20 protein-coding genes are annotated in these 18,974 nt (G+C 38.4%); 7 read left to right on the forward strand and 13 right to left on the reverse strand.

Annotated elements, in window-relative coordinates; translation table 11 throughout:
• Positions 1-17 precede the first annotated feature (17 nt).
• The 5 genes from arsH to arsC are packed head-to-tail and all read right to left on the reverse strand — an operon-like array spanning position 18 to position 3,069.
• Positions 18-722: an arsenical resistance protein ArsH gene (gene arsH / locus C502_RS0104350; RefSeq protein ID WP_018677628.1), complete on the reverse strand. Its 705-nt coding sequence runs from the start codon at positions 720-722 to the stop codon at positions 18-20.
• A 5-nt stretch (positions 723-727) separates the two neighbouring features.
• A complete protein-coding gene (gene arsB / locus C502_RS0104355) occupies positions 728-1,768 on the reverse strand; it encodes an ACR3 family arsenite efflux transporter (protein WP_018677629.1) in 1,041 nt (346 codons plus the stop codon).
• Between the two features lie 7 nt (positions 1,769-1,775).
• Complete coding sequence (locus C502_RS0104360) at positions 1,776-2,249, reverse strand: arsenate reductase ArsC (RefSeq protein ID WP_018677630.1); 474 nt, start codon at positions 2,247-2,249, stop codon at positions 1,776-1,778.
• Between the two features lie 6 nt (positions 2,250-2,255).
• The gene (locus C502_RS0104365; RefSeq protein WP_018677631.1) at positions 2,256-2,576 is read right to left on the reverse strand and encodes a metalloregulator ArsR/SmtB family transcription factor; all 321 of its coding nucleotides are present in this window, start codon (positions 2,574-2,576) and stop codon (positions 2,256-2,258) included.
• Positions 2,577-2,634: 58 nt separating this feature from the next.
• Positions 2,635-3,069: an arsenate reductase (glutaredoxin) gene (gene arsC / locus C502_RS0104370; RefSeq protein WP_018677632.1), complete on the reverse strand. Its 435-nt coding sequence runs from the start codon at positions 3,067-3,069 to the stop codon at positions 2,635-2,637.
• Positions 3,070-3,338: 269 nt separating this feature from the next.
• On the opposite strand from arsC, the gene C502_RS0104375 reads away from it, so the two are divergent.
• Positions 3,339-4,487, forward strand: a complete 1,149-nt coding sequence (locus C502_RS0104375) for an alpha/beta fold hydrolase (RefSeq protein WP_018677633.1) — start codon at positions 3,339-3,341, stop codon at positions 4,485-4,487.
• A gap of 111 nt (positions 4,488-4,598) precedes the next feature.
• On the opposite strand, the gene C502_RS0104380 is transcribed toward C502_RS0104375, so the two are convergent.
• The 4 genes from C502_RS0104380 to C502_RS0104395 form a co-directional block, all read right to left on the reverse strand.
• Complete coding sequence (locus C502_RS0104380) at positions 4,599-6,659, reverse strand: putative bifunctional diguanylate cyclase/phosphodiesterase (RefSeq protein WP_018677634.1); 2,061 nt, start codon at positions 6,657-6,659, stop codon at positions 4,599-4,601.
• A gap of 488 nt (positions 6,660-7,147) precedes the next feature.
• Positions 7,148-8,164, reverse strand: a complete 1,017-nt coding sequence (ilvC, locus tag C502_RS0104385) for a ketol-acid reductoisomerase (RefSeq protein ID WP_017402344.1) — start codon at positions 8,162-8,164, stop codon at positions 7,148-7,150.
• A gap of 104 nt (positions 8,165-8,268) precedes the next feature.
• The gene (ilvN, locus tag C502_RS0104390; protein WP_018677636.1) at positions 8,269-8,760 is read right to left on the reverse strand and encodes an acetolactate synthase small subunit; all 492 of its coding nucleotides are present in this window, start codon (positions 8,758-8,760) and stop codon (positions 8,269-8,271) included.
• Positions 8,760-10,484 (reverse strand): acetolactate synthase 3 large subunit, encoded by a 1,725-nt coding sequence (locus tag C502_RS0104395; protein WP_018677637.1) that lies wholly within the window; start codon positions 10,482-10,484, stop codon positions 8,760-8,762. The genes ilvN and C502_RS0104395 overlap by 1 nt, the downstream gene beginning before the upstream one ends.
• A gap of 508 nt (positions 10,485-10,992) precedes the next feature.
• Between C502_RS0104395 and C502_RS0104400 the strand changes: the two genes are divergently transcribed.
• The 6 genes from C502_RS0104400 (at position 10,993) to holA (ending at position 16,659) form a co-directional block, all read left to right on the forward strand.
• A complete protein-coding gene (locus tag C502_RS0104400; protein WP_018677638.1) occupies positions 10,993-11,361 on the forward strand; it encodes a DUF4124 domain-containing protein in 369 nt (122 codons plus the stop codon).
• Positions 11,362-11,488: 127 nt separating this feature from the next.
• The gene (locus C502_RS0104405) at positions 11,489-11,788 is read left to right on the forward strand and encodes a DUF4124 domain-containing protein (RefSeq protein WP_018677639.1); all 300 of its coding nucleotides are present in this window, start codon (positions 11,489-11,491) and stop codon (positions 11,786-11,788) included.
• 50 nt (positions 11,789-11,838) lie between these two features.
• On the forward strand, positions 11,839-12,162 hold the full coding sequence (locus C502_RS18595; protein ID WP_018677640.1) for a DUF4124 domain-containing protein: 324 nt from the start codon (positions 11,839-11,841) through the stop codon (positions 12,160-12,162).
• A 275-nt stretch (positions 12,163-12,437) separates the two neighbouring features.
• A complete protein-coding gene (gene leuS, locus C502_RS0104415) occupies positions 12,438-15,062 on the forward strand; it encodes a leucine--tRNA ligase (RefSeq protein ID WP_018677641.1) in 2,625 nt (874 codons plus the stop codon).
• Between the two features lie 88 nt (positions 15,063-15,150).
• Complete coding sequence (locus tag C502_RS0104420; protein WP_018677642.1) at positions 15,151-15,660, forward strand: LPS-assembly lipoprotein LptE; 510 nt, start codon at positions 15,151-15,153, stop codon at positions 15,658-15,660.
• A 9-nt stretch (positions 15,661-15,669) separates the two neighbouring features.
• On the forward strand, positions 15,670-16,659 hold the full coding sequence (holA, locus tag C502_RS0104425) for a DNA polymerase III subunit delta (protein ID WP_018677643.1): 990 nt from the start codon (positions 15,670-15,672) through the stop codon (positions 16,657-16,659).
• Here holA and C502_RS0104430 read toward each other — a convergent pair.
• From C502_RS0104430 to C502_RS0104445, 4 genes are read right to left on the reverse strand one after another with little or no spacing between them, the layout of a single operon-like run.
• Positions 16,656-17,060, reverse strand: a complete 405-nt coding sequence (locus C502_RS0104430) for a hypothetical protein (protein WP_018677644.1) — start codon at positions 17,058-17,060, stop codon at positions 16,656-16,658. The genes holA and C502_RS0104430 overlap by 4 nt on opposite strands.
• Positions 17,061-17,084: 24 nt before the next feature.
• Positions 17,085-17,861, reverse strand: coding sequence for a hypothetical protein (locus tag C502_RS0104435; protein WP_018677645.1), 777 nt, complete (start codon positions 17,859-17,861; stop codon positions 17,085-17,087).
• Positions 17,862-17,863: 2 nt separating this feature from the next.
• On the reverse strand, positions 17,864-18,397 hold the full coding sequence (locus C502_RS0104440) for a hypothetical protein (RefSeq protein WP_018677646.1): 534 nt from the start codon (positions 18,395-18,397) through the stop codon (positions 17,864-17,866).
• Positions 18,398-18,446: 49 nt separating this feature from the next.
• Positions 18,447-18,833 carry a hypothetical protein gene (locus C502_RS0104445; protein WP_018677647.1) on the reverse strand — a complete coding sequence of 129 codons (387 nt, stop codon included), beginning with the start codon at positions 18,831-18,833 and terminating at the stop codon, positions 18,447-18,449.
• Between the last annotated feature and the right edge of the window lie 141 nt (positions 18,834-18,974).

Genomic DNA, 18,974 nt, shown 5'->3' on the forward strand with positions numbered 1-18,974 from the left:
TTAAAGTATACTAGACATTATAAATTGCGTTGATTGACACGTTTCGATAACGCTTCAGCCGATTCTTTTCGTTCAGAATAACGGTCTGTGAAATACTGACTCTGCCCTCGCGTCAATAGCGTGAATTTATACAGTTCTTCCATCACATCCACGATACGATCATAGTAAGACGATGCTTTCATACGACCATCTTCTTCAAATTCTAAAAATGCTTTTGGAATTGAAGACTGATTCGGGATGGTAATCATGCGCATCCAACGTCCTAAAATACGCATTTGATTGACACTATTAAAAGACTGCGAGCCACCACTGACTTGCATCAATGCCAAAGTCTTACCTTGCGTTGCGCGAATTGCACCACCTGCCAGTGGAATCCAATCAATTTGCGATTTGAAGATGGAACTCATCGAACCATGACGTTCAGGCGAACACCACACCATGCCCTCTGACCACGCTAACAACTCATGTAATTCTTTGGCTTTTGGGTGTTCCATATCCGCATCTTCTGGTAAGGGTAAACCTTTAGGGTGAAAGATTTTTACTTCCGCCCCAAAATGCTCCAAGATGCGCCCTGCTTCCATCACGGCTAAACGACTATACGAACGCTCACGGTTAGAGCCGTACAGCAATAAAATACGTGGTGCATGATTCAAGGCTTGTGCTTGCACTTTTTCTAAAGTGGGTTGATCAAGCAAATTCATATCTACATTTGGAAGAGTCATCACAATTACACCGACTTAAAATACTTTTTTCTGAGCCATAAAGACACACTGACCAAAGCAATCAGCACAGGCACTTCAACCAATGGACCAATCACTGTGGTAAATGCCACAGGTGAAGCTAAACCAAAGGTTGCAATAGCGACAGCCAATGCCAATTCAAAGTTATTACCTGCGGCAGTAAAAGAGATTGCGGTGGTTTTAGGGTAATCATTGCCCATCCATTTACTCATAAAAAAGCTGATGAAGAACATCACAATAAAGTAGATGGTCAAGGGAATCGCAATACGAATCACATCGAAAGGCAAGCTCACGACATCAGCACCTTTTAGGCTAAACATCGCAACGATCGTAAACAGTAATGCCAACAAACTTAAAGGACTGATCTTCGGCAAAAAGACATCTTGATACCACGCGAGACCTTTGGCTTTCACTAGAATCAATCGCGTCATAAAACCAAGAAAAAAAGGAATGCCCAAGTAAACCAGCACCGCATGGGTAATGGTCCAAAAATCTACATGAATGACTTGTCCTGCAATACCAAAATAAGGTGGCAAGAAAGTGAGAAATAGCCAAGCATAACTACTAAAGAATAAAATCTGGAAAATACTGTTAAATGCAACCAATGCCGCAACATATTGGTTATCACCACAGGCTAAGCCATTCCACACCAAAACCATCGCAATACAGCGTGCTAAGCCAATCAGAATTAAACCTGTCATGTATTCTGGATAGCTGTGTAGAAAAATAATCGCTAATGCAAACATCAAAACAGGCGCAATAATCCAGTTCTGAACCAAAGATAAAGTTAAGGTTTTTTTATCTTTAAATACCTGTGGCAACGCCGCATAGTCAACTTTTGCCAAAGGTGGATACATCATTAAAATCAAACCAATCGCAATTGGAATATTGACTGAATCCACACTCATTTTGTCTAAAGCAACAGAAGCTTGAGGTAAAAACACACCGATCACAATTCCTAATCCCATGGCAATAAAAATCCATAGGGTTAAGTTACGATCTAGAAATGACAATCTTTGCTGAGCCATGATGTTCTCATTCAATATCTGAAATGTGATTGATTGCAGCAATCAATTCAGGACGAGACATATTGGCGGTATCCAATGCAAATAGAGCATCTAAACGGCGGTTGATATGATCTACAGTCACTTGGAATGCTTGTAATTTTTCTGGTTTAGGTAAATCTAAATGTGAAGGATCAGCCAAGCCCCAATGTGCTTTAATTGCACCACCTAAATACAGTGGGCAAGCTTCCTGAGCCGCAGAATCACAGACCGTAATCACCACATCCGCTTGGTATTGTTCACAATCATCAATGGTTTTACTCCACAAACCATCGGTTGAAAGGCTTAATTTTTCCAGCGTTTCAATCGTCAGTGGGTGAACCTGTCCAGAAGGCTTACTGCCTGCGCTATATGCTTTCCAATTTTCAGGCGCACGACTGTTAAAAAGTACTTCGGACAAAATGCTGCGACAACTATTTCCAGTACATAGGAAAATAAATTTCATGCGGTATTACTCACAATAACTTTTAATTTGGAGAGGCTGGGATTGGTTACTTGCGAAGCTTTGTTCACGTACCAAGATATTGAGTAGTTCATGACACCAAGCAGGCAATTGCGGATGAATACTGTAGTAGACCCACTGGCTTTGTCGCCTATCTTGCAATAAACCTGATGAACGTAATAAAGCTAAATGTCTAGAAATCTTGGGTTGACTGAGTTGTAACTTCTCAGTCAAATCACAAACGCATAACTCTTTATGCTCGGCAACTAAAGTGACGATATTGAGCCGTGTTTCATCTGATAAGCATTTAAAAAAATTAACTCGATCCATCTTCACTTCCCATCTGCTTATTTGAATATGCAGATCATCATATATAAAACCTAAATTTTTAATTTACTCTTTTTCCATTTTCATCAATCACCTGCTCACCATCCTCTTTAGTAAAAGCACCCTGCTGTGCCAATGGCAAAATATCCAAGACAGCTTCGGATGGACGACTCAAGCGAGTTCCTAACGCCGTCACCACAAATGGTCGATTAATCAAAATAGGATGCTCAAGCATAAAACTGATTAGTTGCTCATCCGTCCAATCTTCACGATCCAGTTCTAGATCACGATAAGGATCTACATTTTTACGAATCGCTGCTCTAACCATTAAATTGGCATCTTGAATCAGTTGAATCAACTCACTACGCGTAGGCGGTGTAATCAAGTATTCAACAACATTTGGCTCAATGCCTGCATTACGAATCAAAGCCAATGTGTTACGTGAAGTTCCACATGCTGGATTGTGATAAATCGTCACATCTGATGAAGTTGTCATCGAATTAAGTCCTTATTGCTATCTTTCGGTTCTTTATATATGAATTAACATATATATGCAATTCCATATATGAATAAACTGAAAGAAATGAGATGAGCCGATAAACTCATTTTTCTCAGCTTTTCAACAGGGTTTAACCCCCGATATCAGGTGTTATTGTCTTAAGTTGATCATTTTGGAATATAAGTTAAGCAAATGAGTCACTGAGCTTAGGGACTTTTTCTTCTAATATGCCGCTACAGAATAGCAACCTTAGAGTTTTATGTTCGATGACTCAATTGCCTAAAGTTAAAGACACCTTTGTTAACGCTAAAACAGCCCAATCAATCTTAAAAACGCGTGCGGGTAAACAAGCTGCACAAGTATTTTCAAATGCGGCAGATCGTTTCTTGAGAGGACATCAACTGGCATTGTCAGGAAAGACACCTTTTGAAGTCGTTTATGAACGTGAAATTATTAGCTTACGGTTTTACAAGGCAGATGTAGAAACAGGTGAAAATAAACACCGTGTACCACTCGTCATTATTCCACCATTAGCAGCGAATACCTTAGTGTTCGATTTGTTTCCTGATCGTAGTCTAATTCGTTACTTTCAAAGTCAAGGTTTTGATGTGTATATGATTGACTGGGGCACACCAAGCCGTAAACAAGCCAAATATAATTTCGGTACATATATCAAAATCTTTATGCCCGACTTTATCAGCAAAATTCGTGAACATAGCGGAGAACAACAACTATCACTGTATGGCTGGAGTCTCGGTGGGGCTATCTCACTTTGCTATACCTCATTATTTAAAGATAAAAATATTAAGAATTTAATGATTTTGGCATCACCAATTAACACTCATCAATCAGGTTATATCGGCAAGCTTTATCAAAAGTTAAACACACCAGCACAATGGGTGCGGACCAATACTAATTTCCGAATCCGTCAAATTCCGAGCCGCTATTTCCATATTCACGGTTGGCAAAATACGCTTGGGTTTAAGCTCACAGATCCAGTGGGTAATTTTAAAAATTATTGGCAATTACTGAAAAATTTGAACGATCGACAGTTTGTTATTAATCACGCAACATCAAGTTCATTTGTTGACAACATGCTTGCTTATCCTGGTGGCGTGATGCGTGACATTATTCTACGCTTCTGGATTGATAATGAACTATCAACAGGCATCGTTAAATTTGGTGATCAAACAGCGCATTTAAAAGATATTGAATGCTCAGTACTCGCGATTGGCGGAGATACTGACATCATTGTAACTGCTGAAGCCGTACGACCATTGATGGATTTGATTAGTAGCCCCGATAAAACCTTTAAAATTCTATCAGGTGGACACATGGGCTTAGTCTCTGGTAGCCAAGCACCACAAGCCGTATGGCCTGTGATTACAGCATGGCTCAGTCAACGCTCAAATTAATTCACTGTATTTTTCAAACTGCAATATTGGCTGTGACATATCTCGAACTTACGGATATGAACAGCCTTTTTATTGAGTAAACGATGCAAACAAGTATTGCATCAAAATGTATTAAGCAAAGTGATGACGATTTAAAACCAAACTCTCAACATTGACAGGCATACCCAGCAGATAGCCCTGCAATTGATTACAACCTAAATTGGTTAAAATATCTGCTTGCTGTTGTGTTTCTACACCTTCAGCAGTCACAATAAGCTGCAATTTAGCGGCAAGATGAATGATACTTTCCAAAATTGCTTCTTCTTTAGAATTAGGTTGTAAATCAATCAAGAAACCACGATCAATTTTAAGTTCATCTATCGGTAGATCTTTTAAATATAAGAAACTCGAATAACCTGTACCAAAATCATCAATCGCAATACGAATCCCTAACTTACGCAAACGTTCTAAAGTACGAATACTTGAATCGATATGATGCATTGCGGTTGATTCTGTGATTTCTAAAATAAGATTATGCGGTTGAATTTGATATTGTTTTAATAATTGTTCCAACACACTAAATAACTTTTTATTTTCAAATTGTAGTGCAGATAAGTTGACGGCAATTGGATAAAAAGGACTACTACTTCGTTCCCATTTCTGGATTTGCTGACAGGCTTTCTCTAATGCCCAATAGCCCATTGGAATAATTAACCCTGTTTTTTCAGCACCTTCAATAAACATTTGAGGGGTTAATAAGCCTAGCGTTGGATGTTTCCAACGAATCAAGGCTTCCACGCCACAAACTTGATAACTCGAAGTAAACTTAGGTTGATAGAACAACACAAATTGCTGCTCATCTACCGCTTTATATAAATCATTAATCAATTTGGATTGACTACGGACATCTTGCTGATCTGTAACGGAATGGAAAACCGTAAACGTATTTCGCCCCTGTTCTTTAGATGCCAGCATTGCCACATCTGCATTAATCAATAAATCCTGTACATTGCTTCCATGCTCAGGATACATCGCAATTCCCAAACTTGCGGAGATATTAATTTCCTTGGTTGCGATCAAATAAGTTTCCTGAATAAAATGCAGAACTTGTTCCGCAAGGAACATCGCTTCATTAAGATCAGTATTTTCAGAGACCAGTACAAACTCATCACCACCAATACGAAATAACTTATGATCTAGGCTTAACTTATCATGCAAGCGATTTGCCATCTGGATTAAGAGCTGATCACCAACATGATGTCCAAAAGCATCATTCACTGATTTAAAACGGTCTAAATCGACATATAAAAATGCAGCTTTTTCCTCTTTTAAACGGTGATGACTAAAAACAACTTCAGCATAGTCAGTTAAATACAAGCGATTCGGCAACTTCGTCAAAGAATCATGCAAGGATTGAGTTGCCAACTCTTTATTGATTTTGATTAACTGTTGGTTACGTTCTTCTAATCGTGCTTCTAATACTGCGACTGCAAAACCAGCAACAAAAACTAAGCTAGTAATAAAAATAATAGTAAATAATAAAACACTTTGTTCTGTCTGACTTGAACCAACAACCTTTGCAATACCTTCATCAAAAGAAGTCACTGCCATGCCAGTATAATGCATACCAACAATACTAAAAGCCATCAATACCGCAACAACCGCTTTTAATGCCGTTTTATGTTTTACTGCAGTTTTGTATTTAAAAACAAATAAACAACTTAAACCAGAACCACTAACTGCAATCAGGATAGAACAAAGCACGAGCAATGGATCATAACGCATCTGATGATGTTCAATCGAAAGTGCCAACATCCCTGTATAATGCATACCAGAAATGCCTAATCCCAGAAACAAAGCCCCTAGAATCAAACGAGCAAGTGGTAAAGTTGGCCTAGTCGTTAACCAAACAGCAAAAATAGAAGCAACTGCACCTATCAAATATGACAGTACAGTCAAACTAATATCAAAATGATAACCTTGAGGTAAATGGCTCGCTAGCATTCCAACAAAATGCATTGCCCATATCGCCAAACCTAAGATCAACCCACTCGTTACTAAGATGCTTTTTTCAAACTTTTTATAAGCAACTTTAAACACGAGTTCTTCCATTGAAACTGCAGCATAACAAGTCGCTACTGCAACCAAAATGGAAACGATGACCCATGTGCTATCGTAATCAACGTGAACCATAAAGGACTTCCATGATTATTCAGTACTTTTTTTTATTTGCTGAGCGAATTGCCCAAAACCCGAACGATCCTTCACACTTAAAAAAGATACAAATTGTATATTCATAAACTTTCCTTAACAATAACATCATCTAGCATAAGGTCAAGTCTTTTTCATTTTATAAATCAATAGAATAAAAACATATAATCATTTCAAACCAATGAAAAGATTTGTTTTTTTATTGCATCTTTTTATCAAAAGACCAACTTACTTTCCCTAGATATTTTTAGTGTTTAAGAGTGTACTTTTGTTTGTTTTAAATGTAACTGCAATCTAAAGTACGCAGCAACTTTTTTGTTTTTTTCATGCATTAAAACACTCTATTAAGTGTTCATTAGATGATTATGTTAAGCCTTTTCTTAATGTAGTACTGTTATAACTCTGTTATCAACTGAATTAAAAAAACCCTTGTCATTATGACAAGGGTTTTTTTAATTCAGAGATAAAACTTAGTTTTTCTCTTTATCAACGATCTTGTTCGCTTGAATCCAAGGCATCATTGAACGTAACTTGTTACCCGTTACTTCGATACCATGAGCAGCGTTTTGACGACGACGAGCAGTCATAGATGGGTAGTTTAACGCACCTTCTTGGATGAACATTTTCGCATATTCACCAGATTGGATACGTTTCAACGCATTACGCATTGCTTCACGAGACTGTTCGTTGATTACTTCAGTACCAGTCACATATTCACCGTACTCAGCGTTGTTAGAAACTGAGTAGTTCATGTCAGCGATACCGCCTTCGAACATTAAGTCAACGATTAACTTAAGTTCATGTAAGCATTCGAAGTAAGCCATTTCTGGTGCATAACCAGCTTCAACCAAAGTTTCGAAGCCCATTTTAACCAATTCAACCGCACCACCACAAAGAACTGCTTGCTCACCGAATAAGTCAGTTTCAGTTTCTTCACGGAAAGAAGTTTCGATGATACCTGTACGACCACCACCTACACCAGAAGCGTAAGAAAGCGCAACGTTACGTGCATTACCAGAAGCATCTTGGTGAATTGCGATTAAGTCAGGAACACCTGAACCACGTTGATATTCAGAACGTACAGTGTGACCTGGTGCTTTTGGAGCAACCATGATTACGTCTAAGTCTTTACGTGGAACAACTTGGTTATAAAGAATTGAGAAACCATGAGCAAATGCTAAAGTCGCGCCTTCTTTAATATTCGGCTCAATCACATCACGATAAAGTTGAGATTGGAACTCATCTGGAGTCAAAATCATCACTAAGTCAGCTTGAGCAACAGCCGCTGGAACTTCAGATACTTTAAGACCAGAATTTTCAGCTTTTTTCCAAGAAGTAGAACCTGCACGTAAACCAACAGTTACGTCAACGCCAGAATCTTTCAAGTTAAGTGCGTGAGCATGACCTTGTGAACCATAACCAATGATTGCAACTTTCTTGCCTTGGATGATTGATAAGTCACAGTCTTTATCGTAAAAAATTTGCATCTGTTTTCTCCGCTAAAATTTTTGTCATTTCCCTTGTTATACAAGGATAGATTCTTTGGAACTTCCCAATTCTTACATTTCTATATGAAGAATTGGGGAAGCGATTAAATACTTAAAACTTTTTCACCACGTGCGATACCAGATACACCAGAACGTACAACTTCTAGGATGGTATTTTCAGCAAGCGCATCAATAAAACCATCAATTTTATCTGTTGTACCAGCAATCTGAATCGTATAAGTGGTTGGTGTTACATCAACGATTTGAGCACGGAAGATGTCTGCTGTACGTTTAATTTCAGCACGAGCAGCACCGAGCGCTTTGACTTTAATCAACATCAATTCACGTTCAATATGTGAACCTTCTGATAGGTCAACCACTTTAACAACTTCAACTAATTTATTGAGTTGTTTAGTGATTTGCTCAATTTTATGATCATCACCATAAGTCGTTAGTGTTAAACGAGATAAGGTTTCATCTTCAGTTGGCGCAACATTCAATGTCTCAATGTTGTAATTACGTTGGCTAAATAAACCAACAAGACGAGAAAGCGCACCAGCTTCATTTTCAACGAGTACAGAAATAATATGTCTCATTATGTACGCTCCCCTTTACCTAACCACATATCTTGCATTGATTGACCTGCAATCAACATTGGATAAACATGTTCTGTACGGTCAACCATGACATTAATGAACACACATTTATCATTAATTGCCATCGCTTCAGCAAGTTTAGATTCCAATTCATCTGCATGATTGATTTGAATACCTACGTGACCATAAGCTTCCATCAATTTTGCAAAATCAGGTAAAGAATCGACATAAGAGCTTGAATGACGCCCTTCATAGTTCATGTCTTGCCACTGCTTCACCATGCCTAAAGCTTGGTTATTCAAGCAAAGAATTTTCACATTTAAGCCATATTGCTTACATGTTGATAATTCTTGGATACACATCTGAATTGATGCTTCACCTGTAATACACACCACTTGTTGATCTGGGAATGCAAGCTTCGCTGCCATTGCATACGGCAAACCAACACCCATCGTGCCTAGACCACCCGAGTTAATCCATTGGCGTGGACGTTTGTATTTGTAGTAGTTTGCGCCAAACATTTGGTGCTGACCTACGTCAGACGTAATGATCGCTTCACCATTGGTCACACGATCAAGTGCTTCAACCACTTGCTGTGGTTTCATTTCACCATTTTGAGCTGCTTCATAGCGTAAGCCATGAACTTTACGCCACTCATTAATCTGAGACCACCATTCAGCAATTGCTTCAGGATTTGGCTTAGACACATTCATCTGTTTAAGCTGAGCTAACATTTCTTGAAGAACTGGCTCAACCGCACCAACGATAGGAATGTGTGCCATGATCGTTTTAGAAATGGTCGCTGGATCTACATCAATATGAATAACTTTCGCATTCAAACAGAATTTCGCAGGGTTATTGGTTACACGGTCATCGAAACGCGCACCAATGGCCAAAATCACGTCTGCATTGTGCATCGTCATATTGGCTTCATAAGTACCATGCATCCCTAACATACCCACAAATTGTGGATCATTACCAGGGAAAGCACCTAAGCCCATCAATGTATTGGTTACTGGATAACCCAATAGATGTGCAAGTTCTGTCAGTAATGCAGACGCATTACCTTGAACAACACCACCACCCGTATAGATAATTGGGCGTTTAGCAGTGATCAGCTCATCAATTGCTTTGCGAATTTGACCTGAATGTCCACGTGAAGGCGGTTGATAAGAACGCATCTTCACTTTTTCAGGATATTCGTAGGCAAATTTTTCTGCTGGATTGGTTGCATCCTTTGGAATATCAATTACAACTGGGCCTGGACGGCCAGAAGATGCGATATAGAATGCTTTCTTAATAATTGCAGGAATTTCGCTGGCATGACGCACTTGGAAACTGTGTTTTACGATTGGACGAGAAATACCAACCATATCCGTTTCTTGGAATGCATCTTCACCAATTAAATGACTCGCAACTTGACCAGACAAAATCACCATTGGGATTGAGTCCATATAAGCTGTTGCAATTGGAGTCACAGTATTTGTTGCACCTGGACCAGAAGTCACAAGAACAACACCCGTTTTCCCTGTTACGCGCGAGTACGCATCTGCCATATGACCAGCAGCTTGCTCATGACGTACGAGGTAATGATTGATTTTGTCTTGTTGAAAAAGCGCGTCATAGATATGTAAAACTGCGCCGCCTGGATAACCAAAAACATGCTCTACGCCTTCGTCCGCGAGGGCACGAACGAGCATTTCACCACCAGATAAAAGTTCCAACGTGATTCACCCTAGTGTTAGTACAATTTATGGGAGACATAAATTGTATTTTCATTCATTAACTTATGCACTTTTTTAAGTGTGCGTATTCTACTCGTTTTTGCTGCAATAGGAAAAATTTTCTGACTCATCAGCCGTATAAGCTGTTATTACATCTCGAATCAAAACATGTTGGGATAAACATATTCCAAAAAATCATTCTCTCGGCTAGAAAGAATGTCCATTGCAAGCCATGACATTTATTCGAAGGGTGATCAAATAAGCGCATATAAAACTAAAGCAAGCATTTTTGTTGCTTTCATACACAAAGTCAAGAATAAAGAAAAGGTTTTTTAAGAATAATTTTTAGCTGTTGTTTTTTTAAGCTCATATACCAAAGCAATTTGGTCGAATCAAATGCCCATTTATCAAAAAACTATTTTCTTTTTACACAAAACTAGGCATTGTGATTTGCTGATTTAAGCACTTTGATCGAATATAGACAGCATTCTCTTGGGGAGATCAAATCATGAAACCATCATATTTAAAAGCAAGTTTATATACCATCGCAACTGTAGCGCTACTCTTTTGTTCTAGCCAAAACTACGCACAGCAATATTACAAGTGGATGGATGCAAATGGCTCGACCCATTACACCACCACACCACCACCTAAAGGGGCAAAAAGTTTAAATAAAATTTCTACTTATGGCAGTAGTCATCCAAATGTAGCTCCGCCAACAGCCCCACAAGCGCAGAATGAAATTCAGCAACCAGTAGCTCAGCAGACACAAAATACCAATCCAGCACCTGTCAATGCCACACCTCTAGCTCCTGCTGCTGCACCACCTATTCAAACACCTGTCGCAGCGCCAGTGAGAGTAAAACCAAATCTTTAAGCTGTTTTAGTCGGTTCAAACAAGGTGACTATTTTAGATTTGTCACCTTTTATTCACTAACTACCTAAAAATTCTTATGATAAATAAAAAATTATAGCAATATTACCTGACTATTTGTGGCTTCTTATTGTTTGGTATTACCCTTAGTCATGCTCAAGATTTCTATAAATGGATTGATAAAAATGGAACAACTCATTATACGGTCACTCAACCACCCACCTCAGCTAAAAAAATTGATACAGTTACAACTTATGGTGAAAAAATAAATTCTGAAAATATTCCTCAGAAATCTAGAAAAAACAATCTCCAATCTCGAAATACAGATGAACCAAAAACAATTGGAGATACTTTTACAATCGTCACCACAAATGGATTTTTAGAAATACCCCCATTAAAGGATGGCGAATCGATAACCTTCAATAAATAATCGATAGAAAGCTACAATTTTCTATCTAATATCCAAGTGATAAAATGTATATGAAAATTTCAAATCCAAAGCTTTATTCTGTAATCATATTAATATTATCTATTTACCCAGCTACAAGCCATACGCAAGATTTCTATAAATGGACAGATGCAAATGGCTCAACACATTACACGGTCAATCCACCTCCGAATCATGTAAAAAAACTGGGTTCAATATCGACTTATCAGAATTCAAATGGTCAACCCAGCCAAATATCTAAACGACAGCAAACTCATCAAAATCCTTCTCAATCCTCATTTCCAGTAGCTCCAAAAGATGAACTTACAGCAAAAGAACGGGCTGAAATTGAAGCAAAAGTACGAAAAGGAATGTAAGATTACTCTAAGAAGAAACGCACCAATCCTTATATAGATATGTTCGGTTCACTGACGGAACAAGATCTTAGATCCTCTTTAGAATCAGAATATCTCCAGAAAAAAGAGAAGTTAGCAAATTCAAGAGTATCAAATCGATAAAAGTATCTAATTTATAACTATTGATACTCGAAACCAGAAGATAAAATCTTGCTCTAAAAACTGACATTAACCCCTATTTTGCGCTATGCTGTGCGGCAATCTTAACTTTAATTTTTGTTGTATCGCATATCCCTATGACGACTTCTCACATTGACTCCGAATATCAAGCAAGTGCCATTGAGCCTCAAGTTCAACAAGACTGGGACAATCGCAAAGTTTTTAAAGTTGCAGACACTGTAGAGGGCAAACATCGCTATATCCTGTCGATGTTCCCCTACCCAAGTGGCAAACTGCATATGGGGCATGTGCGTAACTACACCATTGGTGACGTGATCAGCCGTTTTTATCGTTTAAAAGGTGAAACCGTATTACAACCAATGGGTTGGGATGCATTTGGTTTGCCTGCTGAAAATGCAGCGATTGCACACCAAGTTGCACCAGCAAAATGGACTTTTGAAAACATTGCATATATGCGTGACCAATTAAAAAAATTGGGCTTGTCTGTCGATTGGGATCGCGAGTTTGCGACCTGTACACCAGAGTACTATCACTGGGAACAGTGGTTATTCGTACAACTTTATAAGAAAGGCTTAATCTATCGTAAGCTTTCAACCGTGAACTGGGATCCTGTAGACCAGACTGTACTTGCGAATGAACAGGTTGAAAATGGTCGTGGCTGGCGTTCAGGTGCATTGGTAGAAAAACGCGATATTCCAATGTACTACTTCCGCATCACTGACTATGCACAAGAATTATTAGACGATTTAGACACATTAAAAGATGGTTGGCCACAACAGGTCTTGACCATGCAACGTAACTGGATTGGTCGTTCTACAGGGATGGAAATTACCTTCCCTTCTGCCAATACTGAAATCTATGCAGATGGTTTAACCGTTTATACCACGCGTGCTGATACTTTGATGGGTGTGACTTATGTTGCTGTTGCAGCAGAACACCCTATGGCACTCAAAGCGTCTGAAAATAATCCTGAACTTGCTGCATTCATTGAAGAATGTCGCATGGGTTCGGTCGCTGAAGCTGATTTAGCCACTGCTGAAAAGAAAGGCATGGCAACAGGCTTATTCGTGAAGCATCCCGTCACAGGTGAAGACTTACCTGTTTGGATTGCGAACTATGTATTGATGTCATACGGTTCAGGTGCTGTGATGGCAGTTCCTGCACATGACGAACGTGATTTTGAATTTGCCAATAAATTCAATTTAGCAATCAAACAAGTGATTGATGCCAAAGGTGCTGATGATGCTGAATACTCAGCAACTGAATGGCAAGAATGGTATGGTTCTAAAGAAGGCAAATTGGTTAATTCAGGCGAATTTGACGGCTTGGCATTCCAAGCTGCATTTGATGCTTTCCTTGCAAAATTAGAACCACAAACTTTAGCGAATGCTAAGGTTCAATTCCGTTTACGTGACTGGGGTGTATCTCGTCAACGTTACTGGGGTTGTCCAATTCCAATGATCAACTGTAATAGCTGTGGTCAAGTCACCGTTCCAGAAGATCAATTGCCAGTGGTATTACCAACTGACGTCGTACCAGATGGTTCAGGTAATCCATTGAACAAGATGCCTGAATTCTATGAAACCAAGTGCCCAAGCTGTGGCGGCGATGCACGTCGTGAAACCGATACTTTGGATACGTTCGTAGAATCATCTTGGTACTATGCACGTTATGCATCTCCAGACTTTACTGGCGGTATGGTGAAACCTGAAGCGGCGCAAAGCTGGCTTCCTGTGAACCAATATATCGGTGGTGTAGAACACGCAATTCTGCACTTACTTTATGCACGTTTCTTCCATAAATTGATGCGTGATGAAGGCGTGGTACAAGGTAACGAACCATTTACTAACTTGTTAACTCAAGGCATGGTGTTGGCAGACACCTTCTACCGTGAAGCAGAGAATGGCAAGAAAACTTGGTTCAACCCTGCTGACATCGAATTAGAGCGAGATGAGAAAGGTCGTATCCTTTCAGCGAAATATTCAGGGGATGGTCAGGAAGTTGTAATCGGCGGACAAGAAAAAATGTCCAAGTCGAAAAACAACGGCATTGACCCACAAGCAATTATTGATCAATACGGCGCAGATACGGCTCGTGTCTTCATGATGTTTGCTGCTCCACCGGATCAATCATTAGAATGGTCAGATGCAGGTGTTGAAGGCGCAAACCGTTTCTTGAAACGTGTATGGCGTTTGGCGACTGGTTTCTTAGAAAAAGGCAATCAAGCAACGACAATTGATACAGCAAACCTATCGAAAGACGCGCAAGATTTACGTCGTAAAACCCATGAAACCATCCAAAAAGTCGGTGATGACATCGAACGTCGTCATGCATTTAATACCTCTATTGCGGCATTGATGGAATTATTGAATGCGACCAACAAATTCGAAGCAAAAGATGACAATGATGCGGCTGTTGCGCGTGAAGCAATTACGACGTTATTGACTTTACTTGCACCATTTGCACCACATTTAAGTCAAACACTTTTAGCACAGTTTAGTATTGATATTAATACGACGCTGTTCCCACAAGTGGATGAGTCAGCGTTAACCCGTAATACGCAAACGATTGTTGTACAAGTGAATGGTAAGCTTCGTGGTAAGTTAGACGTCGCAGTCGATATCTCTAAAGATGAGTTATTGGCTTTGGCAAAAGCATTACCAGAAGTTCAGCAATTCTTGACTGGTCCAACCAAGAAAGAAATTGTAGTGCCAAATAAACTTGTTAATTTAGTTGTTTAATAATTCTTTCTAACCTCTCTTAAACATAAGAGAGGTTTTAATCCTCTACCAAAGAGGAATTAGAATAGATTTGATTAGAGGAATAAATATGCACTTAGCACAACGTTTAGCTGCTATCGTTTTAACTTTAGGTCTAAGTGCAGGCTTAGTTGGCTGTGGCTTTCATTTAAAGGGAAGCTATCCAACGGCAACACCATTGGTTTATAACAAACTCACTTTGGTTTTACCTGACAATACGGATGAACTCGAAAATCGTTTAAGTATCTATCTCAGTGCTACAGGCGTACAACTCAGTAATGCCAATGATGCCTATGTACTTCGTATTTTAGATTACACTCCTCGCCGCCAGTTACTCAATGGTAAATTGACTGAAGTGCTATTGCGTTTAACTGTGACTTTCCAAATCGAAGATCGCCAAGGTAATAAAATTACTGAACCACGTACACTCACCGCATCACGTACTTACCAATATGATGTAGCAACAGTAAACACCGACAACCAACAAGAAGCTTATTTGAATCGCATCGTGATTGATGATATTGCTCAGCAAATTACGCGTCAAATTGCAGCTAATCGTTTACCCAAAGCTCAACCATAATTACCTTTTATGAAGTTAGATTATGTTCAAGCATTAAAACGTATCAATGAAGCCCGTGGTGCATGGATCATTCATGGGCAAGAACCTTTGCTTGAGCAAAATCTACTTGATGCATTCCGTAAAAGTTGGCAACAACAAGAAGTTGAACGTCAGCGTCATGACATTAGCAGTGTTAATGACTGGAAGAATGTCTTTAATGCGCTGAATAGTTTATCGCTATTTTCACAACAACTCGCCATTGAAGTACATGGAAATATCAAGCCCGATGCCAACGGCTTAAAACTGCTTAAAAGTTATATTCAACATAATGAACATAACTTATTGCTGATCGTTTTACCGAAACAAGACAGCAGTAGTTTAAAATCTGCCTTTTTTCAAGTCGTCGAAGCAAATGGTGTGGTTGTGCAACTTGCAGCAGCGTATCCACAAGACCGTCAACGCATTTTGGCAATCGAAGCAGAAAAATTGGGAATTCAGCTAAATCATGATGCTTGGCAATGGCTCATGCAGCATCATGAACATAATTTACTCGCAGCTAAAAATAGTTTGATGCGTGTAGCAGATACCTTTCCTGACATTCAACAAATCCAGATCGAACAACTCTATGCCTGCTTACAAGATCAATCTCGTTACACGACTTATGATCTCAGCGATGCCCTACTCACGGGTAACTTGGCGCAATCCATTAAGATTTATCAATACTTGATTGCCGCAGGTGAACCTGACAGTCTAATTTTGTGGACACTGAATAAAGAAATGCGTCTCCTCATGCAGTTATTTGAGCAGCCACACAATGCGATACAAATTGGTATTTGGAAAACCAAAGTTTCACAATATCAACAAGCCTTACGTCGCCTAAATCCAAGACAATTCTTGCTTTGGCCTGAGCTATTGTTACGCATAGATGCTGCAATTAAAGGGATGTCTAAAGAAAACTCAGAGCATCTTATGCTACAGGCGGTCGGAGAATTATGCGGGAAAAGATTATTCTTAACTTAAAAGTTCTCTGCCCATTTCTCCCAAAACCCATCTCCATCATGATGTTTATTCTTCATAGCTTTTTCTAAAGGCACATAACAAAAAAGTAAACCTTTAATTTTCATACGACCATCTGCATATTCTAAATATTCACTTAATTTTTGATATTCGGTTAAGGATTCATCATAAGCAATATCAATATAAAGCTGACCTCGATAGGATTCTATTGAATTCTCACTTGCAAAACCCCCACATTCTTCATAGAAAATACTATTTTGCTGAAGCCAATGAATAAATCTCGTTCTTGCTTTCCATTTTTCATAATTATCACTGGAGTAAAATTTACTATCAAACTGCACATATAAAACATCTCTTTGTTTTTCTCTTGCAATTTTATCTATATGTTTAATCAAGTGTGGCATAAACTAATTCCAGAATCTTTAAAATTATAAATAAATCAAACGCAACTGAAAAACTCTATCTTTTACATCATCACATAAATAAGGATTATCTGCCAAAAAAGAGATAATTAATTTATCATCCTGATCAAGTAATGCATATTGTATTTCTTCTTGTAAATTAGGCTGTCTTGCTAATTTAATATGAGAACTCAAAGTCTGAGATAGAAAGAGCTGCCATTGTTCTTCCTCGCTCAATAGAACATCGGAATCAAATAGAGTAGCTGATTCAACGCCACACTCTTCTTCCTCGATATTATCTATTGTTGTTCTGTGCCGCAGAAAATTACGCGGTAAATAATTTTCTATTTCGCTAAAAATATCTGATGAGGTACTTGGATTTTTAGCTAACATTTTATACAAATACGTTTCATCAAATGTATCTTGAATTGGGTATGTTAATAACTTCCGTTGTACGATTTCTGAGATACTAGGATTTTTAACTAATGCCCAAATCACCATAATTTCTATACCACCGTGTTCGATAGCATAATCAATTAATTGCAGTTGGATATTTTCAATAACACCTAAATTCTCCGCTAAATTTCGACGTACAACCATATTCTGCTTTAATAACAATTGTTGAACTTGTTCATCTAAATTTGGATTTTTTGCCAAAATCATGGCAATACTTGGTTCACGTACCGCCCGATTTCGCCAACCGTCTTGATAAGTTGCTAATTGAAATTGCTCAGCTATGGTTAAGTTAGGATTTTGAGCTAAAGATAATAATTCAAGTCGAGTTTTTTCAATTAGCATTTTCATCGCTATTGTTCCACATAGTCTTTGAACAATTGTACGGCTTCATCTTTATTAAACGTTCTGACTTCTTCATCCAAATCAGGGAAAGCGATTCTGTAATAAACCCCTGAACTCTCATTTTCACTCTCTTGAGTTGCTGATAAATAAATCGATCTTTTCCAACCTAATTTACGGTATGAAATATAATATTGAGCAACAACATCACCTCGTATCATATCACCACCTATTTTCACCCCATTTTTAACATGATTATTCTCAAATCTCATCCAGTTATTTTCAATAGTAATTTGGTGCATAAGTTCTTCGACTTTTTCACGAATAGGTTTTATAAAACGTATTTTATATGCCTTATTTCCCAAAGTACGCAAACCATCTTTAGCCGATAACTGTATAACTTTACAATTCTGCATACGTTCCTCACTAATATCCCGTTTTTTCATTTCTGTTTCAGCATTCTTATATAATACTTCAAGTGCTTTGTGATCATATTTTCCATCTTCAATATCTTTGACAATTTTCCAAGTACGTTCATTGTTCATGTATAAATCTCCAAAATTTAATAAATTAAAAACATTAGTAACCGCGACTCTATAAGCGTGGAGGATTTTTTGCAGTTTGACAATTCATTACTGCTGCTCTATTCCATGATCTATATCCTTGCTCATGTCCTTCATTCAGGAACATTTCACTGATCATTGACGATTGCAAACATAAGTCCACCAGAGATGCACCATTATTTCGCATGATGTTATATTTCTTGATTTCATTATTCACAGCACGGCTTGCACCCTGCGCGTCACCGCCACTTTGAGTAAAAGCTTTACTCCTTTCCACTCTCACATTTTCCAAACCTTCAAATAATGCCTTACCATTACGCATCATTTTTTCTTCAGCTGTTTCTGCATAAGCACAAGTAATCAATAAGCAACTACTAAAGGCATACACAAAACTCGTTTTTATAAATTGATTTAACATAGTTTTTCTCCAGTGGCTCATTCCTGCTTATTAATAGCAAAGTTACATCAGACCTTTAATGCAGGAGTAAATTTGCCTTATGAAGCTATCATACTTAAATGTCAAAATAGTTTCAATATTAAAATTAAATACTTTAAATAT

Source organism: Acinetobacter tjernbergiae DSM 14971 = CIP 107465, assembly GCF_000374425.1.
GTDB lineage: Bacteria > Pseudomonadota > Gammaproteobacteria > Pseudomonadales > Moraxellaceae > Acinetobacter > Acinetobacter tjernbergiae.